Source organism: Thauera sp. (assembly GCF_034003485.1).
Lineage (GTDB): Bacteria > Pseudomonadota > Gammaproteobacteria > Burkholderiales > Rhodocyclaceae > Thauera.
In genome coordinates this window covers 172,509-188,039 of record NZ_JAVEYL010000001.1, presented here as the reverse complement: position 1 = coordinate 188,039, position 15,531 = coordinate 172,509, and the positions used below count along the sequence as shown (strand labels likewise).

Here is a 15,531-nt window from a genome sequence, read left to right as displayed (position 1 = left end):
CGATCATGATTCCGCAACAAAACGCTCTTCAACTCGTGCGCAAACCGCGCATCGCCCTCATCGCAACCGGCGGCACGATCGCCGGCACCGCCGGCTCGGCAACCGACGTCCGCGACTACACCGCCGGACAGCTCGGCCCCGACGTCCTCCTCGCTGCCGTGCCGCAACTGGGCGATCTTGCCCACATCGATGCGCGGCCCCTGTTCGGCATCGACAGCAAGGACATGACGCCGCAGCACTGGCTGGCGCTCGCGCGCCGCGTGCAGGCGCTGATGGACGACCCCGCCGTCGACGGCATCGTCATCACCCACGGCACCGACACGCTGGAAGAAACCGCGTACTTCCTGCAAATCACCATTGCCACCACCAAACCCCTGGTGATGACCGCCGCGATGCGCCCGGCCACCGCACTATCGGCCGACGGTCCGCTCAACCTTTACCAAGCGGTGGAGCTCGCCTGCCGCCCGGCAGCGGCGCGCGCCGGCGTGCTCGCGGTACTCGGCGACCGTATCCTGCCTGCAGCAACGATCGCCAAACGCCACCCCTCGGCGGTGGACGCCTTCACCCACGACGGCGCCCTGACCACACTCGCCAGTGACGCGGCGCTGCATGCGCTCGCCCCGGCGCGCTATAGCCGGGCGGCGCTGCCGGCCGAGCTGCAGACGCTGCCGCCGGTGGAACTCCTCACCGTGGCCGCCGGCAGCTCGCCGGCACTCGCTTCGGCCGTGGCACGCGCGCTCGCCCGTGCCAGTCTGGTCACCGGCGGCGCTGGTCTGGTCCTGGCGCTACCGGGTAACGCCAGCCTCCCCGAGTCCTGGCTGCCGGCGCTGGACGAATTGCCAAACTCGGTGCCGCTCGTGCTCGCCAGTCGCTGCGGCGGCGGCATCAGCAGGCACCGCGACAACGCGCCTGGCAACTGGCTCGACGCCGGCGCGCTCGATGCGCTCAAGGCGCGCGTACGCCTGATCGCCGGCCTGGGCGCCGGCCTGCGCGGCGCACGGTTGCGGCGCTGGTTCGAACGCGGCTGAGCAAGGTCCTGTCGGCGGCCTGGAGACCGCCCGTGGGCCTGAACACCGCCCGCTCCCACAGCCAGTTGCTCCCACGGGGACTGCCCACGCCACCCCTGTTTCACAGGCCCGGATCGGTGCCGCCCCCCGCGAGCGCGAGCTCGACCATGCGCCGCGACAGGTGCGGGGCAAAGCCTTCGATGAAGGCATACACGTAGGCGCGCAACCACGCACGCTTGCGCAGGCCGATCCGCGTCGTGCTCGATTCGAACAGGTGCGACGCATCCACCATGCCGAGCTTGCGGTCTTCCGCCGGGTCGTAGGCCATGCGCGCGAGAATGCCGATGCCAAGGTCCATCTCGACGTACTTCTTGATCACGTCCGAGTCGATCGCGGTGAGCACCACCTTGGGCTTGAGGCCGCGGCCGAGGAAGGCCTTGTTGATCTGGCCGCGGCCGGTGAAGGCGTCGTCGTAGGTGATCAGCGGGTAGCGCGCGATCGCCTCGAGCGTGAGGGGCGCGGCCTGCAGGATGGGGTGGCGCGGAGTGGCGACCACGCAGCGGTTCCACTGGTAGCAAGGCAGCATCACCAGCTCGTCGTACTCGGCGATGGCCTCGGTGGCGATCGCGATGTCCGCACTGCCGTCGAGCACCATCTCGCACACCTGGCGCGGGTTGCCCTGGTGCAGCTCGAGCTTGACCTGCGGGTAGCGCTGCATGAAGCGGCGGATCACGTCGGGCAGCACGTAGCGCGCCTGGGTGTGGGTGGTGGCGATCGACAGCCTGCCCACCGCCTCGTTGGCGAACTCGTCGCCCACCTGCTGCAGGTTGTCGAGATCGCGCAGCACGCGCTCGGCGATCGCCAGCACCGCGTGCCCCGGCTCGGTGACCGCCACCAGGCGCTTGCCGTGGCGGGTGAAGATCTCGATGCCGAGTTCGGTCTCGAGCAGGCGAATCTGCTTGGACACCCCTGGCTGCGAAGTAAACAGCGCCTCGGCAGCATCGGAAACATTGAGCCCGCGACGGGCGACTTCATGCACGTAGCGCAGTTGCTGCAGGTTCATGGCGGCATCTATATAACAATGAGTTCTTAAAGTCTAACCTTAAACCGCTTCTTGACCCTAAAAGAAATCCTTACGATGCGCCGCACCATCCAGGAGCGCATTTCATGGACTTCGCCTACACCATCGCCGGTTTTGCAGTCGGTGCCATCGTCGGTCTGACCGGCGTTGGGGGCGGTTCGTTGATGACGCCGCTGCTGGTGCTGATGTTCGGCATCCACCCCTCGGTGGCGGTCGGCACCGACCTGCTCTACGCCGCGATCACCAAGGCCGGCGGCACCCTGGCGCACGGTCTCAAGGGCACGGTGGATTGGAAGATCACCCGCCTGCTCGCCACCGGCAGCCTCCCGGCGGCGGCGATCACGCTGGCGCTGATCGGCTGGCTCGCTCCCGGCGGCATCGAGGGTGCGGCCCACCTGATTCAGGTCGCGCTCGGCGTCGCGCTGGTGCTGACCGCGGTGGCGCTGATCTTTCGCAAGCGCATCCAGGCCTACGCGGTGGCGCGCTCCGGCGGCCGCCCGGAAGATCCGGCGCGCACCGCTCGCCTCACCATCATCACCGGCGCGGTGCTCGGCGTGCTGGTGTCGATCTCTTCGGTGGGCGCGGGCGCGCTCGGCGTCACCGCACTGTTCTTCCTCTACCCGGCTATGCCCGCACTGCGCATCGTCGGCTCGGACATCGCCCACGCCGTGCCGCTGACCGCGGTCGCCGGCATCGGCCACTGGTTCCTCGGCAGCGTCGACTGGTTCCTGCTCGGCAGCCTGCTGGTCGGCTCGCTGCCCGGCATCTGGCTCGGCAGCCACATCTCGACCAAGGTGCCCGACCGCATCCTGCGCCCGATCCTGGCGACGATGCTGATGCTGGTCGGCGCCAAGCTGATGGCGCACTGAGCCGCGCTGAAACGATAACGACGCCACCCGACCGAATCCCCCAAAAATACAGAGAGAGCCCACATGTACCAATACGACGAATACGACCAGCGCATCGTCGATGAGCGCGTCGCCCAGTTCGCCGACCAGACCCGGCGCTACCTGGCGGGCGAGCTGAGCGAAGACGAATTCCGCCCGCTGCGCCTGCAGAACGGCCTGTACATCCAGCGCCATGCGCCGATGCTGCGCATCGCCGTGCCCTACGGCAACCTGAACTCGAAGCAGCTGCGCACCCTGGGCCACATCGCCCGTACCTTCGACCGCGGCTACGGCCACATCACCACGCGCCAGAACATCCAGTTCAACTGGCCGCGCCTGGATGACGTGCCCGAGATCCTCGGCCTGCTCGCGAATGTACAGATGCACGCCATCCAGACCTCGGGCAACTGCATCCGCAACGTCACCGCCGACCCCTTCGCCGGCGTTGCGGCCGACGAGATCGTCGACCCGCGGCCGTGGTGCGAGATCGTCCGCCAGTGGAGCACCTTCCACCCCGAGTTCGCCTTCCTGCCGCGCAAGTTCAAGATCGCGGTCAATGGCGCGAAGGAGGACCGCGCGGTGATCCAGGTGCACGACATCGGTCTCGACATCGTGCACAACGCCGCCGGCGAGCTCGGCTTTCGCGTGCTGGTGGGCGGAGGCCTCGGCCGCACGCCGATCATCGGCGAGGAGGTCGCGGCCTTCGTGCCCTGGCAGCAGATCCTCAACTACTGCGAGGCCATCCTGCGCGTCTACAACCAGCACGGCCGCCGCGACAACGCCTACAAGGCGCGCATCAAGATCCTGGTGAAGGCGCTCGGTGTGCCCGAGTTCGCGCGCCAGGTCGAAGAGGAGTTCGCTCACCTGAAGGACGGCCCGTCCACCCTCACCCAGGCCGAGATCGACCGCGTCGCCAGCCGCTTCGACGACCCCGTGCTGAGTCCGCTCGCAGAGGACGCCGGCTACCGCGCCAGGCTCGCCGACGACAAGGCCTTCGCCGCCTGGGCCCGCCGCAACGTGCGCGCCCACCGCGTGGCGGGTTACGCGAGCGTCGTGCTCTCGCTCAAGCCCTACGGGGTGGCGCCGGGCGATCTCACCGCCGACCAGTTCGACGCGGTCGCCGACCTCGCCGACCGCTACGCCTTCGGCGAGGTGCGCAGCACCCACGAGCAGAACGTGGTGCTCGCCAGCGTGCGCGAGGCCGACCTCGTCGCGCTATGGCAGGAGGCCCGCGCGATCGGTCTGGCCACGCCCAACATCGGGCTCCTCACCGACATCATCGCCTGCCCGGGTGGCGACTTCTGCGCACTCGCCAACGCCAAGTCGATCCCGATCGCCAACGCCATCCAGGACCGCTTCGACAAGCTCGACTACCTGTTCGACATCGGCGACATCGAGATCAACATCTCCGGCTGCATGAACGCCTGCGGCCACCACCACGTCGGCCACATCGGCATCCTCGGCGTCGACAAGAACGGCGCGGAGTTCTACCAGGTGACGATCGGCGGCAAGCAGGGCAACGACGCCGCGCTCGGCAAGGTGATCGGCCCGTCCTTTGCCGCCGCCGAGATGCCGGACGTGATCAGCGCGCTGATCGACACCTATGTCGACCAGCGCCACGACGATGAACGCTTCATCGACACGGTGCGCCGAATCGGCGTGGAGCCCTTCAAGACCCGTGTCTATGCCGACCGCCAGCCGCAAAGGAAGCCCGCCCATGTCTGACAAGATCATCAAGAACGGCCGCGTCGTCGTCGACGAGCGCCTGACCGTGGCGCTCGCCGAGGGCGAGGCCGCCGCCGACATCGCCGTGCCCGCCGGTCGTGTGCTGGTGCCGCTGGCCGTGTGGCAGACCCGCCGCGACGAACTGCTGGCGCGTGCGCGCAGCGGCGAACTCGGCGTGTGGCTGGCCGCCGGTGAGGACGCCGCCACCCTCGCCGGCGACCTCGAGGCACTGCAGGTCATCGCCCTGCACTTCCCCAAGTTCACCGACGGCCGCAGCTATTCGGCCGCGACGCTGCTGCGCAAGCGCCACGGCTACAAGGGCGAGCTGCGCGCAATCGGCGAGGTCCTGCGCGACCAGTTCAACTACATGACGCGCTGCGGCTTCGACGCCCTGCAGCCGCAGGCCGGCCGCTACACCGACGCGCAACTCGAGGCGGCGTTGGCCAGCATCGACGACTTCACCCAGCCCTACCAGCACTCGGTGAAGGATCCGCTGCCGCTGTTCCGCAGCGTCAATCGTGCGGCCGACCGGGAGGCGCAGCAATGAACGCGAGCGTCTCCCTCCTGCGTCCCGCAGCAAGCAATGCCCCCACCCGCCCCGACCTCACCGACGCCGTGCGCACGATCGTCGGCGCCAAGTCGGCTGCCGCGCTCGCCCTGCTGCGCGAGGCCGTGGCCGAGTTCGGCGCGAATGCCACGAATGGCGAACTCGCCTTCGCCAACAGCTTCGGCGCCGAGGACATGGTGCTGACCGACCTCATCCTGGCGAACGCGCTGCCGATCACCGTCTTCTCGCTCGACACCGGCCGCCTGCCGGCGGAAACCTACACGCTGATCGGCGAGGTCGAGCAGCGCTACGGCTCGAAGCTGGAGATCTACTTCCCCGACGCCGGCGCGGTCGAGACCTTGGTGCGCAGCCACGGAATCAACGCCTTCTACGACTCGGTCGAGCTGCGCAAGGCCTGCTGCGGCGTGCGCAAGATGGCGCCGCTGCGCCGCGCGCTCGCCGGCCGCAAGGCCTGGATCACCGGCCTGCGCGCGGCGCAGTCGGTCACCCGTGCCGGCCTGCCGGTGCGCGAGTTCGACGCCGCCAACGGCCTGGAGAAGCTCAATCCGCTGTCGGACTGGACGGAGGCCGAGGTGTGGGCCTATATCCGAATCAACGAGGTCCCCTACAACGCGCTCCACGACCAGTTCTACCCCAGCATCGGCTGCGCCCCGTGCACACGCGCGATCGCAGTCGGCGAGGATGTGCGCGCCGGGCGCTGGTGGTGGGAGAACCCTGAAACCAAGGAGTGCGGCCTCCATGTCAAGTAAGGACACCCGGCCCGTGGGAGCGGGCTTCTCCCCGACTGCAGCTCAGTCTGTGGGAGCGGGCTTGCCCGCGAAAGCAGCCCCCGAGCACGCTGAGATTCGCGGGCAAGCCCGCTCCCACAGCACGATCGCCTCCCCCAGCACCACCACGCCCCGCCGCAGCCTGCAATACCGCCTCGGCGCCCTGCACGCCGGCCTCAAGGCCGCGCTGCGGGCATTCAGAACCCATCCGATCAAGCATCCGCAACGGTAATCAAATCATGTCGACGCTGACCAAACAGACGCTCTCCCACCTCGACTGGCTCGAGGCCGAAGCCATCCACATCCTGCGCGAAGTCGCCGGCCAGTGCGCCAACCCGGTGCTGCTGTTCTCCGGCGGCAAGGACTCGATCTGCCTGCTGCGCCTGGCCGAGAAGGCCTTCCGCCCGGGCCGCTTCCCCTTCCCGCTGATGCACATCGACACCGGCCACAACTACAAGGAAGTCACCGACTTCCGCGACAAGCGCGCTGCGGAGTTGGGCGAGCGCCTGATCGTGCGCTCGGTGGAAGACTCGATGGCGCGCGGGACCGTGGTGCTCAAGCACGCGGGCGAGTCGCGCAACAAGCACCAGTCGGTGACGCTGCTCGAGGCGATCGAGGAGTTTTCGTTCGATGCCTGCATCGGCGGCGCCCGCCGCGACGAGGAAAAGGCGCGCGCCAAGGAGCGGATCATGAGCTTTCGCGACGAATTCGGGCAGTGGGATCCGAAGAACCAGCGCCCCGAGCTGTGGAACCTGTACAACGCGCGCAGCCACAAGGGCGAGAACATCCGGGCGTTTCCGATCAGCAACTGGACCGAGCTCGACGTGTGGCAGTACATCGCCCGCGAGCAGCTCGAGCTCCCGTCGATCTACTTCGCGCACGTGCGCCCGGTAGTGCGCAGGAACGGGCTGCTGCAGCCGGTGACCGACGTGACCCCGGCCAGGGATGGCGATGTGGTCGAGGACGTGCTGGTGCGCTTTCGCACCGTGGGCGACATCACGTGCACGGCGCCGGTGGAGTCCGACGCCGACACCCTGGACAAGATCCTCGCCGAGACGGCGACGACGACGATCACCGAGCGTGGCGCCACCCGGATGGACGACCAGACCTCCGAAGCGTCGATGGAACAGCGCAAGAAGGAAGGCTATTTCTGACCCGCGCCCGCACACAGAGAATTGAAGGAATCATGACCATGTCCGCCCTTGAAAACCTGCCCGAGATCGACAACGGCCTGCTGCGCTTCCTCACCTGCGGCAGCGTCGACGACGGCAAGAGCACCCTGATCGGCCGCCTGCTGTTCGACACCAAGACCATCCTCGCCGACACCCTCAACGCCATCGAGAAGACCTCGGCCAAGCGCGGCATGAGCGCGGTCGACCTTTCCCTTCTGACCGACGGCCTGCAGGCCGAGCGCGAGCAAGGCATCACCATCGACGTCGCCTACCGCTACTTCACCACCGGCCGGCGCAAGTACATCATCGCCGACGCCCCGGGGCACGAGCAGTACACCCGCAACATGGTGACCGCCGCCTCCACCGCCAACCTCGCCATCATCCTCATCGATGCGAGGAAGGGCGTGCTCACCCAGACCCGCCGCCACTCGTATCTGGCCAGCCTGGTCGGCATCCCGCACCTGGTGGTCGCGGTGAACAAGATGGACCTGGTCGACTACGACCAGGCCGTATTCGAGCGCATCAAGGCCGACTACCTCGCCTTCGCCGCCAAGCTCGGCATTGCGGACGTGCGCTTCATCCCGATCTCGGCGCTGGCCGGGGACATGATCGTCGACCGCGGCGAGCGCCTGTCCTGGTACGACGGCCCCACGCTGCTCGACATCCTCGAGAACGCCCCCGCCGCCCACACCGAGCAGGCCGAGGACTTCCGCTTCCCGGTGCAGTACGTATGCCGCCCGCAGGACTCGGCCAACCCCGAACTGCACGACTACCGCGGCTTCATGGGCCGGGTCGAATCCGGCGAGATCGCCGTGGGCGACGCCGTCACCGTGCTGCCCTCGGGCGCCACCAGCCGGGTCAAGCGCATCGAGATCGGCGGCGAGCGCCTGCCGCGCGCCATCCACGAGCAGTCGGTGACCCTGCTGCTGGAGGACGAGATCGACATCTCGCGCGGCGACATCATCACCAAGTCGGCCGAAGCCCCCGAGCCGGTCAAGCAGATCGACGCCACCGTGTGCTGGCTGTCCGAGACGCCGCTAAGCCCGGCGCGCACCTACCTCGTGCGCCACACCACGCGCGAGGTGAAGGCCAAGCTCGCCAAGATCGACTACCGGCTGGACGTAAACACGCTGGAGAAGGAAGAAACCACCGGCCTGGCGATGAACGACATCGCCCGCATCACCCTCAAGCTCGCCCAGCCCATCGTCGCCGACCGCTACAAGAGCAACCGCGCCACCGGCGCCTTCATCATCATCGACGAGAGCACCAACAACACGGTGGGTGCGGGGATGATCGGCTAGACGCCGCACCGCCCTCAGCATCCATTGAGCCCCGGCCCTCGCAAGAGCGCCGGGGTTTTTCCTGTGAACGACTGGGGGCGCCCGGACAGGACAACGGCCGCGAAAATGACAAAAAGCTTTCCTTGTTTTTGTCATATAATCCTATTAGCATTTTCTGCCAATGACATCGATGTTTTCGCGCGCCCCGGCCCGCTGGGCGGCAAGTTCAGGTGTCTGCTGCGTCCACTCGACCCTAAGGAAGTCTTCCGATGCTCAAGCGAATCGCTCTCGTCTCTGTCGCCGCCCTCATTCTCTCCGGCTGTGCCGCCACCCAGGTCGCCATCAGCAAGCGCGACCTCGACGTGCAGACCAAGATGTCCGACACCGTCTTCCTCGACCCGGTCGGCGCCGACAAGCGCACCATCTTCCTGCAGATCCGCAACACCTCCGACAAGCCCGACCTCGCGGTGAACGAGGAAATCGCCGCCGCCCTGCAGGCCAAGGGCTACACGTTGATGCAGGACCCCGACGCCGCGCACTACATCCTGCAGGCCAACATCCTGCAGGTCGGCAAGTCGGCGCCCACTGCAACCGAAGCCGCGATCAGCCAGGGCTACGGCGTCTCCGCCGTAGGCGGGCTGGTGCTGGGGGCGGGTGCAGGCTATGCAGGTGGTGCCAGCGGTCGCGGCATCGCGGCCGCCGGCCTGATCGGCGCGCTGGCCGAGGGCATCGCCGGTGCTGCGGTCAAGGACGTGTACTTCTCGATGATTACCGACCTTCAGCTCAAGGAGCGCATCCGCGGCGCGGGCAAGGCCCAGGTGAATTCAAACCACAAGCTGCGCCAGGGCAACAGCGGAGCCTCTCAGGTCACCTATGCCGAAGAGTCGGACTACAAGATCTACCAGACCCGCATCGGCTCCACCGCGAACAAGGTGAACCTCGCCTTCGAAGAAGCCTTGCCGGAGCTGAAGAAGGGCCTCATCAACTCGATCTCGGGCCTGTTCTGAATTCCTGGGTCAGCCTCGAGCGCGCACCCAACTGCACACCACAGGGGCGGGCACACGCCTGATGTTTCGCTTTGCCCTGGACCGCGGCGCTGTCGATAATGTCGGCAGCGCCTTTTTCACGTCTGCCGCGCTTCATCGACCATCACCTTCATGAGCCAACACTCGCCCACCGACACCGCCCGCACCCGCCTCGACAAGTGGCTGTGGGCCGCGCGCTTCTTCAAGCATCGCAGCGCCGCCACCGAGGCGGTCGATGGCGGCAAGGTCAAGCTCAACGGCGTGGCGGTAAAGCCCGCGCGCGACGTCAAGGTGGGCGACCGGCTCGACATCACCGCCGGCGAGGACGCGCGCACGGTGATCGTGCGCGCCATCGCCGACAAGCGCGGCTCCGCCACGGTCGCGCAGGCGCTGTACGCGGAAACCGCCGAGAGCATCGAGGCGCGCGAGCGCGCCCGCGACCTGCGCAAGTTCGCCGCCACCCCGGGCGCCGACCTGCACGGCCGCCCCACCAAGCGCGACCGCCGGCGAATGGACCGCTTCGGCGGCGACTGAACGCCGCACGGAGCGACTGGGGGCGCGCACTCGGGGTACGACTGAGGCCTGATGCGACGGTAACGCCGAGGACGCCCCGGCACCGCGCCCGACGGAAGAAAGCTGCGGTGCCGGGGCGCCGGGCGAGTGCGCCATCTCGTGCCGGAGCGCCTCGGCGACGAGCTTGCCACCGCCCAGCAGTAGAAAATCGGCCGGCTTGCGAACTTGAGCGCTGCTCCTGCACTCCGATTGAAGAGCCGTGAGCCATCCGCTCACCGGCCGCAACGGAGAGACTGGAATGCCCGCTCTTCCCTCCACTGCACCGCGCAGCGCGCTGAGCGCCGCGCTCGTCCTGATCGGCCTGTTGCTGTTCCTGCTCGCCTCGAACGCGGGCTCGAATGCATCGGGCGTGCTGGTACTCAAGGTGGACGGCGCCATCGGCCCGGCCAGCGCCGACTACATCGGCAAGGGCCTTGCACGCGCGGCGGCCTCCGGCGCACAACTCGTGGTCATCGAGATGGACACCCCGGGCGGGCTGGACACCTCGATGCGCGCGATCATCAAGGACATCCTCGCCTCACCGGTGCCGGTGGCCACCTTCGTCGCGCCCGAGGGCGCACGCGCGGCAAGCGCCGGCACCTACATCCTCTACGCCAGCCACATCGCCGCGATGGCGCCGGCGACCAACCTCGGTGCGGCGACGCCGGTCGCCATCGGCATCGGCGGCGCCCAGCCCGGGCGCACGGCGCCGCTCGGCGACGAGCCGGAGGCGGCCGAAGATGCCGGCCCCGGGGCGCAGGATGGCGCGGGTGCCACGTCCAGCCCATCACAGCCCTCATCACAACCCCCCTCGCAGCCCGACAGCGCAAACCGCGACCCGGCGACCACGCCAGGGGCCCGGAGCGATGAGGCGACCGCGCGCCCCACCGTGTCGAATCAACCCGCCACCACATCGCCCCCCGCGGCGGCGGGGAGCCGGCGCGCCCCAGCCCCCACCGACGCCATGGCCGCCAAGTCCATGTCCGACGCCAGCGCCTACATCCGCAGCCTGGCCCAGTTGCGCGGGCGCGACGTCGACTTCGCCGAGCGCGCCGTGCGCGAGGCCGCCAGCCTGTCGGCCGAGGAGGCGCTGGCCCAAGGCGTGATCGAGCTCATCGCCATCGACACCGCCGAGCTGCTGAAGAAGCTCGACGGCCGCGAGGTCGCCGTGCTCGACGGCACGCGTACGCTCGCCACCGCCGGCATCGCCATCGAGCGCATGGAGCCCGACTGGCGCAACCGAGTGCTCGCCGTGCTCGCCAACCCGCAGGTGGCCCTGATCCTGATGATGATCGGCATGTACGGTCTGTTCTTCGAGTTCACCTCGCCCGGCTTCGGCGTACCCGGCGTGGCCGGGGCGATCTCGCTGCTGGTGGCACTCTACGCCTTCCAGCTGCTGCCGGTGAACTGGGCCGGCGTGCTGCTGCTCGCGGTGGGCGCCGGGCTGATGCTGGCCGAGGCCTTCCTGCCCAGCTTCGGCGTGCTCGGCGTGGGCGGCATCATCGCCTTCGTGGTCGGCGGCCTGTTCCTGATGGATGCGGACGTGCCCGGCTTCGGCATCCCGATCGCCCTGATCGTGGGCATGGCGCTGGCCAGCGCGGCCATCATCGTCGCCATCGGCAGCTTCGCCGCGCGCAGCCTGCGCAGACCGGTGGTCAGCGGCAGCGAGGAGATGCTCGGCGCCCTCGGCAGGGTCGAGCGCGCCACCGACGACGGCGACTGGTGGATCGCGGTGCATGGCGAGCACTGGCGCGCGCGCAGTACGCAGGCGCTCGCGCCGGGCGCCCATGTGCGCGTGACGCGCATCGACGGCCTCACCCTCACGGTCACCCCGATCGCGACGCGGTCCAACGCTTCGGCAGCCGCAGCCGGTCCGGGCTCATCGCCGCCGGACACTCACCACCTCACCCCAGGGAGCACCTCATCATGATCGACCTTCAATTCGGGCTTGCCCCGCTCTTCCTGCTGCTCCTCTTCCTCGTCATCGCCTCGATCAAGATCCTGCGCGAGTACGAGCGCGGCGTCATCTTCCTGCTCGGGCGCTTCTGGAAGGTCAAGGGCCCCGGCCTGGTCATCGTGATCCCCGGCATCCAGCAGATGGTCAAGGTGGACCTGCGGGTGGTGACCATGGACGTGCCCTCGCAGGACGTCATCTCGCGCGACAACGTCTCGGTCAAGGTCAATGCGATCGTGTTCTTCCGCGTCGTCGATCCGGAAAAGGCCATCATCCAGGTCGAGAACTTCCTCATGGCCACCAGCCAGCTCGCCCAGACCACGCTGCGCGCGGTGCTCGGCAAGCACGAGCTCGACGAGATGCTGGCCGAGCGCGAACGCCTAAACCTCGACGTGCAGCAGATCCTCGACGCGCAGACCGACTCCTGGGGCATCAAGGTGGCCAACGTCGAGATCAAGCACATCGACCTCAACGAAAGCATGGTCCGCGCCATCGCCCGCCAGGCCGAGGCCGAACGCGAGCGCCGCGCCAAGGTGATCCACGCCGAAGGCGAGAAGCAGGCCGCACAGTCCCTGCTCGAAGCCGCGCAGATGCTGGCGCAGGAACCGGCGGCGATGCAGCTGCGCTACCTGCAGACGCTGACCCAGGTGGCGGGCGACAAGAGCTCGACGCTGGTGTTTCCGGTGCCGGTGGACCTGTTAGGCAAGCTGATGGGGCAAAAGGAAGCGCCGCCTCGGGCGTGAAACCCTCGGCGGCGCAAAACCAGTGGGGCAGCCGAACCGGTAATCGTGGTCTGTCCCCGACTACTCGATTACTGGCCACGCCTCTCCACAGCCTCCCGTTCAGGCGACGGGTGTGCGCTTGCGTGCCGCGGCCAGGCCGAACAGGCCGATGCCGAGCAGGGCCAGGGAAGCCGGTTCAGGAACACTGGTTTGCGAGAAGCGTTGCTCGAAGCCGGTGAGGTTTGCACTGTGCCCTTCGTCCTCGGCCTCCACCAGGATGTTCTTGGTTACCCAGACCGTCTGCTGCGGGAGGAAGGCTGCGGTGTCCGAAAGATCATCGGTCAACGCTCCGTCGAGACGGCTGAACTCCGCGGACATTTCGCCGAGATCATCCGCCTCCGGCGCCGTACCCAGCGTCTCACGAATGAAGATCGCCTCAAGATCCTGATCGGACGGATAAATCAGTGTTGCGCTGAGGATTCCCAGCGAAGCCCCGTTGATTTTCATCCCGGGCGCTGCCGTGACACTGAAGCCGAACATGAAGTCGAGGTAAGCGTAAAAGCCGTCGCCATTCACGAGGAACTCGTTGTTCAGGATCGAGAAAGACAGCCCGTAATCTCCGCCATCTTCGATCGCCACCACGTCGATATTGGCGGTATTGACGGTACGGTTCACTTCCGAAGAGTCCTGGAACAGGATCTCCCAGTTGGCAAACAACTTGTCGCCGGCGGTGATGCTCTGTCCAGCGAGCAGATCGGACAGCAGTGCTGCCTGCGCACTACCGGCCATAGCACACGCCGCTATGCAGACGGCAATGATTCGCTTCTTCATGATGTCTCTCCTAAGTCAAAGATCGAAGCCCCCCGGCCGGAGCCGGGGCGCGTTCAGGAATCACTGCAGCGCGCAGTTCGGACGCGTGCATTGCGGGATGCACACCTTCACGTCGTTCGGCGTGATGCGGCCATCGCCATCTGCATCGCGGGGATCGCCTGGCTGGGCGGTCTGGTTGCGCGAGCGGCTGATCAGCGAGAGGTCGGCCTTGTCGATGTCGCCGTCGAGGTCGACGTCGCACGTGCCCTGCGCCGGCCCTTGCACGGTCAGGTCGTACAGGATCGGCGAGTCGCCCGCGGCGTTGCCGTTGAGGCGCGCCTGAATCTGCATGAAGCGCCCGGCAACCATCGGATCGGCGCCGTTCGCGACCGGCATATAGGGTTGTGCGGGCAGGCCTGCCTCGGTGTCCGCCGCGCGGGCTGACACCACCACCGCTGTGCCATTGGGCGTCAGGTCATTCCACAGCACCTTGCTCCAGTCCGTACCCGCCGCACCGCCGTCGAGGGTCACGGTCCATGTGCCGGTCGGGCTGGTCACCGTCCGCGCCGACAGGCCGGTGGCGTCGCTATAGGTGTAGGGCATGTTGCCGACCGGGAAGACACCGAGCGGCGCACCGTTGGCGCCGCTGTACTTCTGGATGCGGCCCGCGCTGGTGAAGCCGATCTGCAGCACGTCGTTGTTGGCGTCGACCTGGATGCCGACAGACGAACTGCCACCCGACTGCAGCGGCTGCGTCCAAAGGATGGTGGTGCCATCGGGAGCAACCTTGCGAACCGTGGACGTGCCGGCAATGATGTTTCCACCACCATCGACCACGATGCCGAGCGTACCGACACCACTCATGCCGCTCAAGGCACCGCAGGACGTTGCGCCCGAGGACGGATCAAACACACGATTGCCGCTACCCAGATAGACCTTGCCGTTACCGAGGCCGATACCATAGTTGCTGCAGTTGCTGTATGACGAAACCGTATACGGCCCCGTGTCGCTGGCAGTGTTGTCGATGCGGCCGAGTACGCTTCCAAGCGAAGCGCTCCACAGCGTGCCGTTCGCATCGATCAGGCAGCCGTAGGGCGACCACGAACCGGCACTGGGCTGCCCCGCTGTCGGCGCGGTGCTGACCGGCCCCGCGATGGTCGCACCATCGGACGAGCGCACCTTGTAGAAGGTCCGGTTGCTGTAGAGGCCCACCCACAGGTTGCCGTCGGTGCCGATACACATCGCGCGCCCGAGAGCCCCGGTGGCGACCAGCGGCGCACCAATCCCGTCAGGCACCCGCTTGACCCAGGCAATGCGTTCGTCCTGGATCTCGTTGTCGTCGATGATGCCGTTACCGTTGGTGTCGGCCAGCGGCAGGATCTCGGCGCCCTCGATGATGCCGTTGTTGTCGAGGTCGATCGAGGTATCCATCACCCCGTTGCCGTTGCGGTCAATGAAGCCCTCGGCGAGGATCTTGACGATCGTGCCGCCGTTCTGGGTACCCTGGCTGAAGTGGCGGTTCAACACGTAGGCATTGCCGTCGATATCCACCGAAGTACGCGAAGGGGCCGCACCGGCGTAGGCATTGCCAAGGTGGCCAAAGTAGCCAGGCTGCCCAGCCGGTCCGAACCAGGTGCGGTAGCGCGCGACCTCCTTGTTGAGATTGGTATCGAATTTCGAGACCGTGTCCTCGCCCGCGTTGGCAATCCACGCTACCGGGAAGGTCGTGCCGACCGCGTTGAGCTGCAGCTGATTGGCGACCACGGTGAAATTGACGCCATCGAGAATGCCGAGCGCAAAGTCGCCATTGACGGTATAGATCTTGTCCGCCGCCATGGCCTGCCCTGCGAGCGCGCCCATCAGGGCCAGGGTCAGCAGGCGCAGCGTCCGGCCCTTGGGCGCGGTGTGCATCGAGTGTGTCGTTTTCATTTCCATCTGCTCCTTCAGGATCGGATGCAATTTCGTTTGGAAAAGCGTGAGT

At 67.3% G+C, this 15,531-nt stretch carries 14 protein-coding genes; 11 read left to right on the top strand and 3 right to left on the bottom strand.

Annotated elements, in window-relative coordinates:
• Positions 1–5: 5 nt before the first annotated feature.
• Complete coding sequence (locus RBT54_RS00935; RefSeq protein ID WP_320363178.1) at positions 6–1,028, top strand: asparaginase; 1,023 nt, start codon at positions 6–8, stop codon at positions 1,026–1,028.
• A 100-nt stretch (positions 1,029–1,128) separates the two neighbouring features.
• Here the strand turns inward: RBT54_RS00935 and cysB are convergent, their stop codons facing one another.
• Positions 1,129–2,070, bottom strand: coding sequence for an HTH-type transcriptional regulator CysB (cysB, locus tag RBT54_RS00930; RefSeq protein ID WP_320363176.1), 942 nt, complete (start codon positions 2,068–2,070; stop codon positions 1,129–1,131).
• Positions 2,071–2,174: 104 nt separating this feature from the next.
• On the opposite strand from cysB, the gene RBT54_RS00925 reads away from it, so the two are divergent.
• The 10 genes from RBT54_RS00925 to RBT54_RS00880 all read left to right on the top strand — a co-directional run bounded on the left by RBT54_RS00925 (position 2,175) and on the right by RBT54_RS00880 (position 12,761).
• Entirely contained in the window at positions 2,175–2,957 is a 783-nt protein-coding gene (locus RBT54_RS00925) for a sulfite exporter TauE/SafE family protein (protein WP_320363174.1), read from the top strand.
• 63 nt (positions 2,958–3,020) lie between these two features.
• Positions 3,021–4,700: a nitrite/sulfite reductase gene (locus tag RBT54_RS00920; protein ID WP_320363172.1), complete on the top strand. Its 1,680-nt coding sequence runs from the start codon at positions 3,021–3,023 to the stop codon at positions 4,698–4,700.
• Entirely contained in the window at positions 4,693–5,247 is a 555-nt protein-coding gene (locus tag RBT54_RS00915; RefSeq protein WP_320363170.1) for a DUF934 domain-containing protein, read from the top strand. The genes RBT54_RS00920 and RBT54_RS00915 overlap by 8 nt, the downstream gene beginning before the upstream one ends.
• Entirely contained in the window at positions 5,244–6,017 is a 774-nt protein-coding gene (locus RBT54_RS00910) for a phosphoadenylyl-sulfate reductase (protein WP_320363168.1), read from the top strand. Before RBT54_RS00915 ends, RBT54_RS00910 begins: the two co-directional genes overlap by 4 nt.
• Before the next feature lie 257 nt (positions 6,018–6,274).
• A complete protein-coding gene (gene cysD, locus RBT54_RS00905) occupies positions 6,275–7,189 on the top strand; it encodes a sulfate adenylyltransferase subunit CysD (RefSeq protein ID WP_320363165.1) in 915 nt (304 codons plus the stop codon).
• A 38-nt stretch (positions 7,190–7,227) separates the two neighbouring features.
• A complete protein-coding gene (gene cysN, locus RBT54_RS00900; RefSeq protein ID WP_320363163.1) occupies positions 7,228–8,508 on the top strand; it encodes a sulfate adenylyltransferase subunit CysN in 1,281 nt (426 codons plus the stop codon).
• A 248-nt stretch (positions 8,509–8,756) separates the two neighbouring features.
• Positions 8,757–9,494 carry a complement resistance protein TraT gene (locus tag RBT54_RS00895; RefSeq protein ID WP_320363161.1) on the top strand — a complete coding sequence of 246 codons (738 nt, stop codon included), beginning with the start codon at positions 8,757–8,759 and terminating at the stop codon, positions 9,492–9,494.
• A gap of 150 nt (positions 9,495–9,644) precedes the next feature.
• On the top strand, positions 9,645–10,046 hold the full coding sequence (locus tag RBT54_RS00890; protein WP_320363159.1) for an RNA-binding S4 domain-containing protein: 402 nt from the start codon (positions 9,645–9,647) through the stop codon (positions 10,044–10,046).
• A gap of 277 nt (positions 10,047–10,323) precedes the next feature.
• Positions 10,324–11,994, top strand: a complete 1,671-nt coding sequence (locus tag RBT54_RS00885) for an NfeD family protein (protein WP_320363157.1) — start codon at positions 10,324–10,326, stop codon at positions 11,992–11,994.
• Positions 11,991–12,761 carry a slipin family protein gene (locus RBT54_RS00880; RefSeq protein WP_320363155.1) on the top strand — a complete coding sequence of 257 codons (771 nt, stop codon included), beginning with the start codon at positions 11,991–11,993 and terminating at the stop codon, positions 12,759–12,761. Before RBT54_RS00885 ends, RBT54_RS00880 begins: the two co-directional genes overlap by 4 nt.
• A gap of 99 nt (positions 12,762–12,860) precedes the next feature.
• Here the strand turns inward: RBT54_RS00880 and RBT54_RS00875 are convergent, their stop codons facing one another.
• Together RBT54_RS00875 and RBT54_RS00870 are read right to left on the bottom strand one after the other, a co-directional pair.
• A complete protein-coding gene (locus RBT54_RS00875) occupies positions 12,861–13,571 on the bottom strand; it encodes a PEP-CTERM sorting domain-containing protein (protein WP_320363153.1) in 711 nt (236 codons plus the stop codon).
• A 60-nt stretch (positions 13,572–13,631) separates the two neighbouring features.
• Positions 13,632–15,479 (bottom strand): hypothetical protein, encoded by a 1,848-nt coding sequence (locus tag RBT54_RS00870; protein WP_320363151.1) that lies wholly within the window; start codon positions 15,477–15,479, stop codon positions 13,632–13,634.
• Between the last annotated feature and the right edge of the window lie 52 nt (positions 15,480–15,531).